Source organism: Pantoea sp. SS70, from assembly GCF_029866845.1.
Taxonomy (GTDB): Bacteria; Pseudomonadota; Gammaproteobacteria; order Enterobacterales; family Enterobacteriaceae; genus Pantoea; species Pantoea leporis.
The window spans coordinates 2922814-2935934 of record NZ_CP117199.1 but is presented as its reverse complement, the minus strand read 5'-3'; the positions used below and the strand labels follow the sequence as shown (position 1 = coordinate 2935934).

General features: G+C 54.9%; 13 protein-coding genes. 7 read left to right on the top strand and 6 right to left on the bottom strand.

Features of this window, described 5'->3' with window-relative positions; genetic code table 11:
• Window positions 1-86 precede the first annotated feature (86 nt).
• Entirely contained in the window at window positions 87-1052 is a 966-nt protein-coding gene (glk, locus tag PO881_RS13565; RefSeq protein WP_101763595.1) for a glucokinase, read from the top strand.
• 31 nt (window positions 1053-1083) lie between these two features.
• Here the strand turns inward: glk and PO881_RS13560 are convergent, their stop codons facing one another.
• Complete coding sequence (locus PO881_RS13560; RefSeq protein ID WP_280171932.1) at window positions 1084-1809, bottom strand: LytTR family DNA-binding domain-containing protein; 726 nt, start codon at window positions 1807-1809, stop codon at window positions 1084-1086.
• On the bottom strand, window positions 1806-3497 hold the full coding sequence (locus PO881_RS13555) for a sensor histidine kinase (RefSeq protein ID WP_110866529.1): 1692 nt from the start codon (window positions 3495-3497) through the stop codon (window positions 1806-1808). Before PO881_RS13555 ends, PO881_RS13560 begins: the two co-directional genes overlap by 4 nt.
• A gap of 270 nt (window positions 3498-3767) precedes the next feature.
• On the opposite strand from PO881_RS13555, the gene PO881_RS13550 reads away from it, so the two are divergent.
• Both PO881_RS13550 and alaC read left to right on the top strand, forming a co-directional pair.
• On the top strand, window positions 3768-4292 hold the full coding sequence (locus PO881_RS13550; protein WP_280171931.1) for a GNAT family N-acetyltransferase: 525 nt from the start codon (window positions 3768-3770) through the stop codon (window positions 4290-4292).
• 118 nt (window positions 4293-4410) lie between these two features.
• A complete protein-coding gene (gene alaC / locus PO881_RS13545; protein ID WP_008101332.1) occupies window positions 4411-5649 on the top strand; it encodes an alanine transaminase in 1239 nt (412 codons plus the stop codon).
• 41 nt (window positions 5650-5690) lie between these two features.
• Here alaC and ypdK read toward each other — a convergent pair whose 3' ends face one another.
• The 3 genes from ypdK to PO881_RS13530 all read right to left on the bottom strand — a co-directional run bounded on the left by ypdK (window position 5691) and on the right by PO881_RS13530 (window position 8600).
• Window positions 5691-5762 carry a membrane protein YpdK gene (gene ypdK / locus PO881_RS13540; RefSeq protein ID WP_099686956.1) on the bottom strand — a complete coding sequence of 24 codons (72 nt, stop codon included), beginning with the start codon at window positions 5760-5762 and terminating at the stop codon, window positions 5691-5693.
• Window positions 5763-5964: 202 nt separating this feature from the next.
• Complete coding sequence (locus tag PO881_RS13535; RefSeq protein WP_101763599.1) at window positions 5965-6993, bottom strand: HlyD family secretion protein; 1029 nt, start codon at window positions 6991-6993, stop codon at window positions 5965-5967.
• 5 nt (window positions 6994-6998) lie between these two features.
• On the bottom strand, window positions 6999-8600 hold the full coding sequence (locus PO881_RS13530) for an MFS transporter (RefSeq protein ID WP_280171930.1): 1602 nt from the start codon (window positions 8598-8600) through the stop codon (window positions 6999-7001).
• A gap of 150 nt (window positions 8601-8750) precedes the next feature.
• On the opposite strand from PO881_RS13530, the gene PO881_RS13525 reads away from it, so the two are divergent.
• From PO881_RS13525 to PO881_RS13510, 4 genes are all read left to right on the top strand, one after another.
• Window positions 8751-9536: an IclR family transcriptional regulator gene (locus PO881_RS13525; protein WP_280171929.1), complete on the top strand. Its 786-nt coding sequence runs from the start codon at window positions 8751-8753 to the stop codon at window positions 9534-9536.
• A 7-nt stretch (window positions 9537-9543) separates the two neighbouring features.
• Window positions 9544-9996, top strand: a complete 453-nt coding sequence (locus PO881_RS13520; protein ID WP_101763602.1) for a universal stress protein — start codon at window positions 9544-9546, stop codon at window positions 9994-9996.
• Between the two features lie 9 nt (window positions 9997-10005).
• A complete protein-coding gene (locus PO881_RS13515; protein WP_280171928.1) occupies window positions 10006-10809 on the top strand; it encodes a hypothetical protein in 804 nt (267 codons plus the stop codon).
• 251 nt (window positions 10810-11060) lie between these two features.
• Window positions 11061-11342, top strand: coding sequence for a membrane lipoprotein lipid attachment site-containing protein (locus tag PO881_RS13510; protein WP_008101319.1), 282 nt, complete (start codon window positions 11061-11063; stop codon window positions 11340-11342).
• A gap of 515 nt (window positions 11343-11857) precedes the next feature.
• Here PO881_RS13510 and PO881_RS13505 read toward each other — a convergent pair.
• The gene (locus PO881_RS13505) at window positions 11858-13075 is read right to left on the bottom strand and encodes an MFS transporter (RefSeq protein ID WP_280171927.1); all 1218 of its coding nucleotides are present in this window, start codon (window positions 13073-13075) and stop codon (window positions 11858-11860) included.
• Window positions 13076-13121 lie beyond the last annotated feature (46 nt).

The following is a 13121-nucleotide window of genomic DNA, read 5'->3' as shown; positions in this document are numbered from 1 at the left end:
CATCGTGCAGGTGGGCGTTGTTGTTTTATTGGCAGGCTTTTATAGTGTCCTGCAATTGTTTATGACCCAAGCGGAGCAGCAGAAGAATGACAACATACGCCCTGGTCGGCGATGTGGGCGGTACCAATGCCCGTCTCGCATTGTGTGAGGTAGAAAACGGCGCTATCTCGCAAGCCCAAACCTTCTCAACATCAGACTACGACAATCTCGAAGCGGTGATTCGCCACTATCTGGACGAGCAAAAACAGGACATTAAGCACGCCTGTATCGCTATTGCCTGTCCGATTACCGGCGATTGGGTGGAGATGACCAACCACGATTGGGCGTTCTCGACCAAAGTGATGAAAGAGCATCTGGCGCTGGAAAGCCTGGAAATCATCAATGATTTCACCGCCGTTTCGATGGCGATTCCGATGCTGAGCGAACAGGAAGTGATTCAGTTTGGCGGTAGAGCGCCGGTTGAAGGCAAGCCTATCGCGATTTATGGTGCGGGTACCGGCCTCGGCGTCAGCCATTTAGTGCACGTGGATAAGCGCTGGATCAGCTTGCCGGGCGAGGGCGGTCACGTTGACTTCGCGCCAAATAGCGAAGAAGAGGGTGAAATTCTCGAAGTGCTGCGCGCGGAGATTGGCCACGTTTCGGCGGAACGCGTGCTGTCCGGTGCCGGTTTGGTTAATCTGTATCGCGCCATCGTGAAGTCAGATGAGCGTGAGCCAGAAAACCTCAAGCCTAAAGATGTCACCGAACGCGCATTAAAAGATACCTGCATCGATTGCCGTCGCGCGCTGTCGTTGTTCTGCGTGATCATGGGCCGTTTTGGCGGCAACCTGGCGCTGAATCTGGGCACCTTCGGCGGCGTTTATATCGCGGGCGGTATTGTGCCGCGCTTCCTCGATTTCTTTAAAGCCTCCGGTTTCCGCGCGGCATTTGAAGATAAAGGTCGCTTCCGCGATTACCTGGTCGATATTCCGGTATATATGATTACTCACGATCAGCCGGGCTTACTCGGCGCCGGTGCGCACCTGCGTCAGGTGTTGGGCCGCGAGCTGTAAACACGCAGGCGAGCGGCATCCGCCGTTCGCCTTATAATCTCATCAACTGCCGAAAGGCTTTCACCTTGCTGCGACTCACCGGCACCTGCGCATCCAAATCACGCAACTTCACCAAATAGGTATTGTTAAACCACGGCTCGATTTCACGAATCTTGCTCAGGTTGACGCAGTAAGAGCGATGGCAGCGGAAGAACTGCTGTTCCGGTAAACGGCTGCAAAACTCACTGATCACCATAGACATCACATAGGCTTCGCGCCGCGTATACACAAACGTCAACTTCTCGTGCGCCTCAACGTAATAGATCTCGTTGATATCGGTGACGATAATGCGTTCATCTTTCACCAGATTGACGGTTTGTGGCGAGCTGGCCGCCGCGTTTTGTGGTTGCAACTGTTGTTGCGCGCTGGCTTCCAGTTTCCGCAGCATGGTCATGATGCGCGACTCATGATACGGCTTGAGAATGTAGTCAAACGCATCCAGCTCAAACGCTTCAACCGCATGCTCTTTCCACGCGGTGATAAACACAATCAATGGCTTATGAGCAAACTGGTTGATGTTTTGCGCCAGCAGCATGCCATCAAGCGAAGGAATGTTGATATCGAGGAAAATCACATCCACACGATGGTTCTGCAGATATTTCAGCACTTCCAGCCCATCATCAAAGCAGGCCTCAACGCTGATTTGGCTATGTTGCTGAATCATCCAGCTTAACTCTTGCTGGGCGAGAAACTCGTCTTCAACGATGATGGCTTTCACGTGGCGGTTTCCGTGGTGGGGCGCAGCGGGGCAGGCAGCCGCTGGCCATTCTTGCTAAGCGTAAAGGCGATTTCCGTGCCGGGATGATGGCGGGTGATGACCAAACCCTGGCCGGAGAGCAGCTTAACGCGATGATGCACATTCAGCAGACCAATTTTGTTGCCGGGCATCTCGTTTCGCGCCACGCGGCTCATCACATCATCGCTGATGCCATCGCCGGTATCGCGCACCGCAACGCGCACTCGATCGCCTAAATCCTTTACGCTCAGCGTCACTACGCCTTTGCCGCGGCAAGGCTGAATGCCGTGCACAATCGCGTTCTCTACCAGCGGCTGAATCAGTAGGCTGGGCAGCGTGAAGTGCAGATCTTCATCCACGTCATAAATCATCGACAGCTTATCGCCGAAACGCGCCTGCTCAATCGCGATATAATCCTTCACCTGCCACAACTCTTTCTTGATATCGATAAGCTCGTCATCGTTGAGTTCGAGGTTGTAACGCAGATAACGTGACAGATTGATCACCAACTGGCGCGCGGTGTCCGGATTAAGGCGAATCGAAGAGGAAATAGCATTCAGGGCGTTAAACAGGAAATGCGGGTTAATTTTGCTTTGCAGCGCGCGCAATTCTGCCTTGTTCGCCATCTCGCGCAGCTGTTCAGCCCGCGAGACTTCCAGCTGGGTGGAGATGATTTGCGACAGCCCAATCGCCATCTCTTTCAGCGAACCGGTGATGCGATGCGCACGGCGATAATAGATTTTTAGCGTGCCGGTGACTTCCCCTTTTTCCCAAAGGGGAATAACCAGCATCGAGTGAATATCTTTGGTACGATGCGCCTCGTCGTTGTTTTTAATAATGATTTTACCGCTGGCGATTGCCTGCGCGGTGGTCGGGCTGATGGCATCATCGCCGTTGTGATAGTTCTGCTCGCCGTAGCCGACGTAAGCGAGAATCTGTTTGTTATTGGTGATGGCGACTGCATCGGCGTGAATGTCGGTGCGGATGATATCGCACACTTTATGCAGCGACTGGCTATCAACCTGGCGAAACAGCGGCAATGTTTTGTTAGCGATCTCCAGCGCCAGCTTGGCCTGACGCGCCGCAATCGCCTCTTTTTCACCTTCGACGCTCTGCACCAGCAGCACGATTAAACCGATGCTTGAGGCGCCCAGAATCATCGGCAGCGCAATCTCGGACACAATCGCCAGTCCCAGCGTCATCGGCTTGGCCCACAGCACAATCAGCAGCATGGTCAGGCTTTCGCACAACATGCCGCCAAGAATACCGGCGCGCCAGCGCTGCTCTTTATTCACCCGGCGGTTGATCACGCCCGAAGCGATACCGGCAATAATGCTGGTGATCAGGCAAGGCACCGCCGTGACGCCATCCATATCAATTAGATAGCGATGCAAACCGGCAATCACGCCGGTGGCGATGCCTACCCACGGACCAAACAGAATGCCGCCGGACATCACCGCAATCACGCGCACATTGAGCAGCGAGCCGTCGACGTTAATGCCTGACCAGGTGCTGAACAGCGCAAACAGCGAGAATATTGCCGTTACCACCAGTTTTTCTCGCACCGAATGCTCATCTTTTTGCAACAGCTGACGAAACACCCGCGTGCGCGTGAGGAAGAACAGACAGATCAGCATCAGCGCCGCGCGGTCAAAAACCGCCAGCAGCATGTCGAAGTGGGAAGGCAAGGGCATCTCTCAGGCAAGAAACGGGAGGCTATGATAAAAAATGTGGTCACGATCCGCCAGCGCCACGGCAATCTGCAGACCTTTCTCGTAGCCGGGATCAATTTTGAGCATGCCTGGTCGCCATAAATAGCGACATCCGCCAAAAGAGGAAAACTTGAGTAACAAAAAGAGGATTAGCGAAAGCGTGCGCCGATCGCTGGTTGTCAATACGCCGGTTTGCTATGTTGCCGGATAAAAAAGGGGAGCTCAGCCATGCAATTACTCACGCCACGTTTGTCCCTCAGTCGGCTTCAACCTGAAGACTGGCGGATTTTCAAAACGGTACATCAGGACCGCGCGACCATGACGTGGGTCAGTGAAATCCCGGATGAAAACGATATTCGTCAACGCTTTACTGAGCGTCTGGCGCCATGGCAGGCGAGCAGTTTTCATATGCTGTGTCTGGTGGCGCGCATCCGGGAAACCGGCGAGCCGATTGGCCTGTTTGGCTGCAGCGCCGAGTGGCATCCCTATCGTCAGGCCGAAGTGGGTTACATGCTGCGCGCGGCGTTTACCGGAATGGGTTATGGCAGTGAAGCGCTCGACGCGCTGTGCCAGTTTTTGCTGCAGGCAGAATTTCATAAGTTGAAAGCGATGGTGATTGAGGGGAATTGGCCGTCACGCCGCATTCTGGAGAAGAATGGTTTCGTCCTTGAGGGTACGCTGCGGGATAATTATCTGCTAAACGGCCAATGGGTAAGCGATTGGGTGTTTGGCCGCCTGAATCCGCAACATTAAAAAAATTTCCGTCTGCTCTCGACAATCTTGTTATCAGCGCGTTATGTTCTTGGTGCGGTCACCACAGTGACCCACGTCGCTCGGACGGTCCGGGCGCTTACGTAAACCAGAGGACATCATGGCTGATAACAGCACACCCCGTCGTTTCTCGCGTATTGAACGCCTTCCCCCGTATGTTTTTAACATTACCGCTGAATTGAAGATGGCTGCGCGTCGGCGCGGCGAAGACATCATCGATTTTTCGATGGGCAATCCGGATGGCCCCACGCCGCCGCACATCGTCGAAAAACTCTGCCAGGTGGCGCAGCGCGAAGACACGCACGGTTACTCAACCTCGAAAGGTATTCCCCGTTTGCGTCGCGCGATTTCGCGCTGGTACGCAGACCGTTATCAGGTAGAGATCGATCCAGAATCGGAAGCAATAGTCACCATCGGCTCCAAAGAGGGTTTGGCGCACTTGATGCTGGCCACGCTCGATCACGGCGACACCGTGCTGGTGCCGAATCCCAGCTATCCAATTCACATTTACGGCGCGGTCATTGCCGGCGCGCAGGTGCGTTCTGTTCCGTTGGTAGCGGGCGTTGATTTCTTCAACGAGCTGGAGCGGGCGATTCGCGAAAGCTATCCCAAACCGAAAATGATGATTCTCGGCTTCCCGTCGAACCCTACAGCGCAATGCGTTGAGCTCGACTTCTTTGAGCGCGTCATCGCGCTGGCGAAGCAGTACAACGTGCTGGTCATCCACGATCTCGCCTACGCTGATATCACCTACGATGGCTGGAAAGCGCCGTCGATTATGCAGGTGCCAGGCGCGCGTGATGTGGCGGTAGAATTCTTTACCCTGTCGAAAAGCTACAACATGGCGGGCTGGCGCATCGGCTTTATGGTCGGTAACAAAGAGCTGGTCTCCGCGCTGGCGCGCATCAAAAGTTATCACGATTACGGCACCTTCACGCCATTGCAGGTCGCGGCGATTGCGGCGCTGGAAGGCGATCAACAGTGCGTGCGCGATATTGCTGAACAGTACAAACGCCGTCGTGATGTGCTGGTGAAAGGCCTGCATGAAGCGGGCTGGATGGTCGATCTGCCGAAGGCGTCGATGTACGTCTGGGCGAAAATTCCCGATCACTACGCGCATCTTGGCTCACTGGAGTTTGCCAAATTACTGATGCAGGAGGCCAAAGTGTGCGTCTCGCCGGGCATCGGTTTCGGTGATTACGGGGATACCCACGTGCGTTTCGCGCTGATTGAAAACAGCGATCGTATTCGTCAGGCGGTGCGGGGGATTAAATCGATGTTCCGTGCCGATGGCATTTTGCCGGGAACGGTGAAAGCGCTGGAAGAAGAAGAGGAATAACCATTAAGTGGGGCGACTCAGCGTCGCCCCGCCTGGCGGCTCTACAGCATCAGTACAAAAGTACCGACCCAAAGCAACAGGAAGAAAGAAATTCCCATCAAAGCGTATCTCACAAAACAACTCCTCTGAGCGGCTACCCGGCGGGCGATCCCAAACCCGCGTAACCCGAACAGAATAAGAGAAAGGTGGAGTTCATCATCGCTACACGCTTTCTTCTCAGGTCGCTCCAGGCAAGCCCGAAACAGGATCGAGGGCTAATTTACGCGGATTTGTCCCAAAAATAAATAGGCCGCTTCTGAGATATTGCTCACATTTTCAGCGGGTCTCAATCTCCGGTATCGCCGACATTCCCACGCGCAGTTTGGCCAGATCCGGCTGGTTCTCATCAAGCACAATTTTCACCGGTAAACGCTGTACCACTTTGGTGTAATTGCCGGTGGCGTTGTCCGGCGAAATGGCGGAAAAGGTCGCGCCCGTCGCCGGAGCAATGCTGTCGACGCGGCCGCTAAATACCTTGCCTGGCAAGGCATCCACCTTCACGCTCACTTTCTGCCCTTGCTGCACATCCGCCAGCTGGGTTTCCAGATAATTAGCGGTGATATAGGTTTGCTGCAGCGGCACCACCGCCAGCAAACGCGTGCCTGCGCTAACGTAGGCGCCGAGGCGCACCGAACGCTGACCGACCATGCCATCCACCGGCGCCACAATCCGCGTGTAGGAAAGATTGAGCTGCGCCTGATCGACGCTGGCCTGCGCGGCAGCGACATCGGCAGCGGCCTGACGCACCGCAGCTTGTAGCACGCCAACTTGCTTGACGGCGGAAGCTAGCGCCGCTTCGCTCTGGCGGACGGTAGCCGAGGCGGAGCGCTGCGTTGAGTTGGCTTTTTGCTGATCGTCTGCGGCGATGGTGCCACTTTTATACAGCTGGTTGTAACGCGCAGCGCTTTGTCCGGCGTACTGCGCGGAAGCCTGGCTCGCCGCTAACGTGGCCTTCGCCTGGTCGATAGTGGATTGCTGCTGTTCCAGCTGCGCCTGGCTACTCAAACGCTTCGCCTCGCTGACCTGCAAATTGGCCTGCGCGGTCTCTAACGCCACGCGGTAATCGCGATCGTCGAGTGTCGCCAGCAGTTCGCCGGCCTTTACGCGCTGGTTGTCTTGCACGTTGACGCTGGCGATGTAGCCGGAAACTTTCGGCGCAACCAGCGTATAATCGGCATTCACATAGGCATCGGTGGTGCGGTGATCGTTGCCGGTCATTGATGACCAGACAAAAAAAGCCATCGCTAATAACACCAGTAATAAGGCGCTCAACAGCACCGTTCTCTTCAAAGCAAAAGCTTGCATATCAATTATCTCGACGTCGTCGTAACAGGTTGAATCAGTGTTTGTGGTGGCCACACGCGTTTTGGCAAACAGGCGGTTAACAGTAAAAGCAGGGCGGCGAAGGCAATCAGCATCTGGTAGCAATCACTCAGGCTCAGCACCATCGCCTGCTGTTTCAGCAAGGTGGCGAAGCCGCTGAGGTTTTCCGCGCTGCTGGCGCTGCCGTCCGGCAGCAACGGCACGCTGCTGCTGGATTGTGCGCTGTTCGGCGCCGTCATCAGCCATGAACGGCTGGCGGCGCTATCGACCAGCACGTTGGAGTGGAATTTTTCACGGTGGCTGATAAACCATTCCACCAGCGTGCTGGCGGCGATGCTGGAGAAACCGCGCACCGTGTTGAACATCGCCGAGGCAAAGGGGCCTTCTGGTGGTGCAACCACGCTGGTGGCACTCATCAGCACCGGCAAAATCACCATGGGCTGGCCGAACGCCTGCAAAATCTGAATCAGCCAGAAATTCTGCCGCGCCCAATCGGTGGTGATGTGCATGCCCATCAGGCAGGACGTCACCAACAGCGCTACGCCCGCTGTCAACATCCAGCGGCAATCCACCCAGCGAATATTCAGTAGCGCCGCAACAAAAGGCGCGATCAGCAACTGCGGCAATCCGATGGTCAACGCCAGCGGGGCGAACTGCAGCGTGCGGAAGCCTTGCACCTGCGCCAGATAGGCCGACGGCAACGCCGAACCTGACAGCGACAGAATCAGCACGCCCGCCAGCACCAGCAAGCCGTGCGCGAGATTGCGCCGCCCCAGCATTTGCAATTTGAACAGCGGCAGCGGATGAAACCATTCATTAATAAAGAACACAGTCAGCAACGCCAGCGCGCTGAATAATAAGCCGCAGAATAACGGCGATTCGAGCCAGTCGAGTCGTTCGCCCTGCGTCAGCGCCAGGATCAGCAGCGCCATACCCGAACAGCCGGTTAGCATGCCAAACAGATCGATCTGTTTAAAACGCTCAAGGCGCAGCGGATCCTGCGGCAAACCCCAGCTAATCAGCAGCATGGCAATCAGCATGGCGGGCACCACTTGCCAGAAGACAAACAGCCAGCTGACGTCATCGGTCCAGAACGCCGCCAGCGAAGCGGCCATATTCGGACCGAAAGTGGCGGTCAGCGCATATCCGGCTAAACCGTATAATTTGATCGGCGGCGGAAGAAAGCGCAGCGCAACGGTCATCAGCATTGGCGGCAGCGCGCCGCCAAATAACCCCTGCACCACGCGCAAGGCGATAAACAGCGTGGCGTTAGGCATCAGCGGCAGCAGCAGACCGCTCAGCATAAAACCAGCGGAGACGGTGAGCGCAAAGCGGCGCAGCGAAAAGGTGACGGCGAACCAGGGCGCAATCATCATTGCCGCCACTTCAGCGGCCTGATACGCGGAGATGATCCAGCTGCCTTGATCGTAACTGATGCCGATGGCAGCGCGGATATCGGCTAACGCGATATCAGTGACGCGATCGTTTAATCCCGATGTGAGCGCGGCAATCAGCACGCCAACCAATCCCAGCGCCAGGCGCAGAGTAAACGGATGGGGGGCCGGAGCCGCAATGGGCTGGGCGTTCATAGCAGGCTTCTCGTTATAGTGTTGATGCAGTGTATTGCGATGTGATACAGATGGCATCTTACATATCGATATGCTGTATTGCAATGTGATACAGGGTGTAAAAGTGCGATCATTCGCGTTAAAGTAGGGCAGGCCAAAAAGGAACGCATCATGGTTGAACTTCCCTCAAGCCGTGAGGATGAAAAAGCGGGTGGCATTCAGGTCATCGCGCGTGCGGCAAAAATTCTGAACGCGCTGGGTGAGCATCCCGGCGGCATGAGTTTGGGTGAAATTGCGCAGGTGGTTGATCTGCCGCGCTCGACGGTGCAGCGCATTATTGGTGCGCTGGACAGCGCACAGCTGGTGCGCAGCAGCGGTGCCGGCGGGTTACGTCTTGGTCCGGCGCTGCTCAAGCTGATCTCCAGCGTGCACAGCGACGTGGTGGAAATCGTGCGTCCATTCCTCGAACAACTCTCTGCAGAGATTAACGAAACGGTATCGCTGGCGCGGGCCAGCGGCACGCAGCTGGCTATCGTGCATTATGTGGTGGCCTCGCGCGAACTGCGCGTGGTGCCGCGCATTGGGCTGAATTTGCCGCTTTACAGCACATCGGGCGGCCGCGCGTTGCTGGCGCTGGAGAGCGATGAAGATGTGCGCGTGATGGTGGGCGAAGCCTATAAAGGGTTAACCGAGATGACGGTGAAAACGCTGCCGCAATTGCTGGAGCTGATTGCCGAGGTACGCGCCAGCGGATTGGCGATCGATCGCGGTGAGACGCTGGAGGGCATTTCGACCATGGCGGTCGCCATTGATACGCTGTTTGGCCGCTTCTCCATCTCATTACTGGTGCCGACCGCGCGTTTTCATAAGCAGGAAGCGCATTATCGTGAGCAAATCATCAAGTGCAAAGACGCCTTGATTCGTGAAATTGGCAAAATGACCGCTGTGGAAGGATAACCAACTGATGAAAACCTTGCTGATGGCCATCGATAACTCTCCGGTGGCGGAAAAAGTGATTGCGTTGACCATTGAACAAGCGCTGGCGCATCAGGCACAGGTCACGGTGCTGTGCTGCGTTGATCCCGCATACTCCTCCTGCAATCAACCGATTGAGATTGATGCCGGTGAAGATCCGGATGATTTTGTGGCGGCGAAAGATGAGCAGAACACCGCCGAAATGGTGGTGCGTCACGCGCTGGCGCCGCTTTTACGCGCGGGCGTGGCGGCAAAGGGTTTGATTCTGGCGGGGGAAGCAGCGGAAACCATTGTGGCGCAATCCACACTTTTGCATGCCAGCATGATCATCATGGGACGCCGTCATCTGTCGCCGTTTAATCGTCTGCTGAAAGGTTCGGTCAGCGCTGCGGTGATTGAACGCGCCAATTGCCCCGTTTTAATTGATGTGCGTAAGGATTAACCCCGCTCGATGCTCTCGCTTTTTCCGATTACGCTAGCGGCGTTCGCGCTGCTGGCGATCATTATTATTCTGCTGGTGCGCACCACCTCGCTGCGACAGTGGCAAGGCGTGCTGTTATTTATCTTGCCGCTAATACTGGCGAATTTACTGTGGTTCAGCTGGCTTCATCCACGTCAGGAGCGGCAGGCGCTGATGGAAGAGGTCGCAACCCAACTCAGCCTTGCGCCCGGTTATCGCCTGCTAAAAATTCAGGAACCCGCATTGTGGCAGTTGCTTAATCGCGAGCTGCTGCATAAACGGCTGGAAGGTGTTCCCGCCAATCAGGCGCTGGGGGATATGCGCGGCTGGTTGATGGATCTGGTTAATCAGCGTCTGACGCGCGCCAGCGATGCGGCGATCATTGATTACATCCGCGTCTCGGTCGAGGAGATGCGGGCGTTGCAGCAGCAGGAACCGCAGCGCTGCTTCCGTTTCCTCTATCCGCAGGTGAATGGCGGCGTCAATTTGCAACAGGTGTTGTCACCGGAACTGAATCAGCGCGATGCGCAAGCACTCGAAACGCTGCTGCAGCAAAGTACCGGCAATGAACAGCCGCTGGATCAGGCTGCGGCGCAGCGCGATTTACAAAGCGTGGTGGAAAAACTGTATGGCAAGTGGGGCGATCGGCTGCAACAGCTGAATATGCCGGCGGATACCGCGGTTGATCGCGGCGCAATGTGCGCGATGTCGATTGATCTCTATAGCGGCATTCTCGCATTGCCTGACAAACAAGCGGCCAATCTTTTACGTAAGATGGTCAGCCTTACCGGTTAGCAGGCAAAAAAAAGCCCGCTCAGCGCGGGCATGAAGGTCATTATCAGTATGTTTATTATTAATTCACCTGGTGTGGTGCAGACTTCGTTTTGTCTGAACAGATAATCGCACCCTTACCTTGATAAGTGAAATCGTTTGGTTTTATCGATTTGATTGGCGAAAGCTTCACTAATCCCGGACATTTCGCGCTTTATTCCTATAGATAAGCGCGGCGTTGCCTTTTAGACTGCAACGCTCAAGAGGAAACCCTAATGAAAAAAATGCTTATTAGCGCATTGGCGCTTTTTATGTTGGCGGGTTGTAGCGTCAGCAAACCAGGAGGATTTGAGCGTGTTGATGAAGATACCAGCTCAAATACCGTGCAGTATCGTTACGATCCGCACACGCTGAATAAAGACGCAATGGAGATCGACCTTGCGAATTATTGCAGCCAGCGTGGATTTGATAAGGTGGAATCACTGCCGTCGCAAAATAGCCATTTGCCCGGACTAAAGAAAGCCTGGTATCAATGTAATTACGCGGTAAAAAGCTAAAAAAAAAGGGCGGGATAATTTCCCGCCCTTTTTATTTTCTTATTATTTGCTGTGTGTGCTTTGCCCAACTATCTGCGGTGTCCATAACCGCCGTGCCCATGATGCCAGCCGCCGCCACCACCATGATGGCCCCAGCCTGGGCCGCCGCCTCCACGATGATGATCGATAATACAGCCACTCAACATCGTCATAATGGCTACAACCGATGCAAGCTTAATCACTTTCTTCATGGAGAGTCCTCCTCTGTTCCAATGACGCCAGATTACAGGGGAATAGTGGAGTGAAGATGCAGGAAATGTAGAGTTATTACGGAATGTATTACGGAGTGTGTCAATTAAATGCTAAAAAAGTCGCGGGGTAAAATAAACCAATCGGAATAAGCTGAATGCCTGGTAATAATAACGAGATTACTCCGAAAGGCAAGACTTAATAATAGTGGTTCTCAATTAACGTTTTATTGTGGATCAATTGTGGAGAAATGGGATGCCGCGTATTAATGCGGCATCCCAGCGAACTTAATTATGCAGTAAAGGTTCTGCCACGTTTTGGCGATTTGGCAGACGGATGCTCAGCGACAACATCAGCGAAATCACCAGCAAGGTCATAATCAGGCTGAAGGTGACGGTGAAGCCGCCAAAGGCGGAAGCAACCAGCGAACCCAGCACGCTGCCGATACCGAAGCCCAGGTAAATCAGACCATAGTTTTTGGTCAGGTTGTTCAGGCCAAAGAAATCGCTGACCAGCGATGGGAACACGGTAATGGTGCCGCCGAAGCTGAAGGCCACGCAGGCTAAGGAGAGGAAGAAGGTCGGTTCACTCATATGGGTGAATAGCAAAATGCTCATGCCCAGCAGCGAGACGATTTGCGCCAGCGTAATCACGCGGATGCGCGCCATTTTATCCGAGAGCACGCCAAGAATCAGACGGCCGCTGAGGTTGGCAATTGCAATCACCGTGACCGCATTGGCGGCGGTTTGCGCGCTCAGATGCACCATGCCTTCACCGATATCTTTCGCCACGCCAATCACGTACAGGCCGCTCATGCAGGCAGTGAGGAACATCAGCGCCAGCATCCAGTACTGCGGTAAACGCACCGATTGCGCCAACGTGTAATCTTTGGCTTCCAGCTGCGTATTACCTCTGTTCTTCTGCATCGGTGCGTCACGCATCAGCAACGCGCCGACAATGATCATGCTCATCGCCAGCACGCCCCAGATCATGAAGGTATTCTCCAGACCTTGTGCGCTCAGCAGTGCGCCGCAGATGAATTTAAAGCCGAGGCTACCCAAACCGTACGCACCAATCGAGCAGGCGGAAATGAGCCCTTTGCGCTCCGGGAACCACTTCACGCAGTTAGAGAGCGTCATCAGATAACCGGCGCCATCGGCCAATCCCACCAGAATCCCTGCGCTGAGGTAGAGCATCATCAGATTATCGGCATGCGCGGTCAGCCAGAAACCTACCGCCATCAGCATGCCCGCACCGATGGTGACGTTGCGCACGCCAAAGCGCTCCTGCAATTTCCCGGCAAGCGATGACGCAATCGCCAGGCCAAGACTGAGTAAACCGAACGAGAAAGCCACTTCACTGATCGGCGCATTCAGCTTATTTGCCAGCGGGCCGTTAAACAGGCTCCAGGTATAAACCGAGCCCAAAGCGAACTGGGTGATAATAGTGCCGATAAGGGTGAGCATGCGGGTACGTTGGTCATTCGCGGGGGTTGCTGTTGTCATTTTTATCTCTCACTCGAGAAAGCGGAATCTGTGGAGATAATAAATT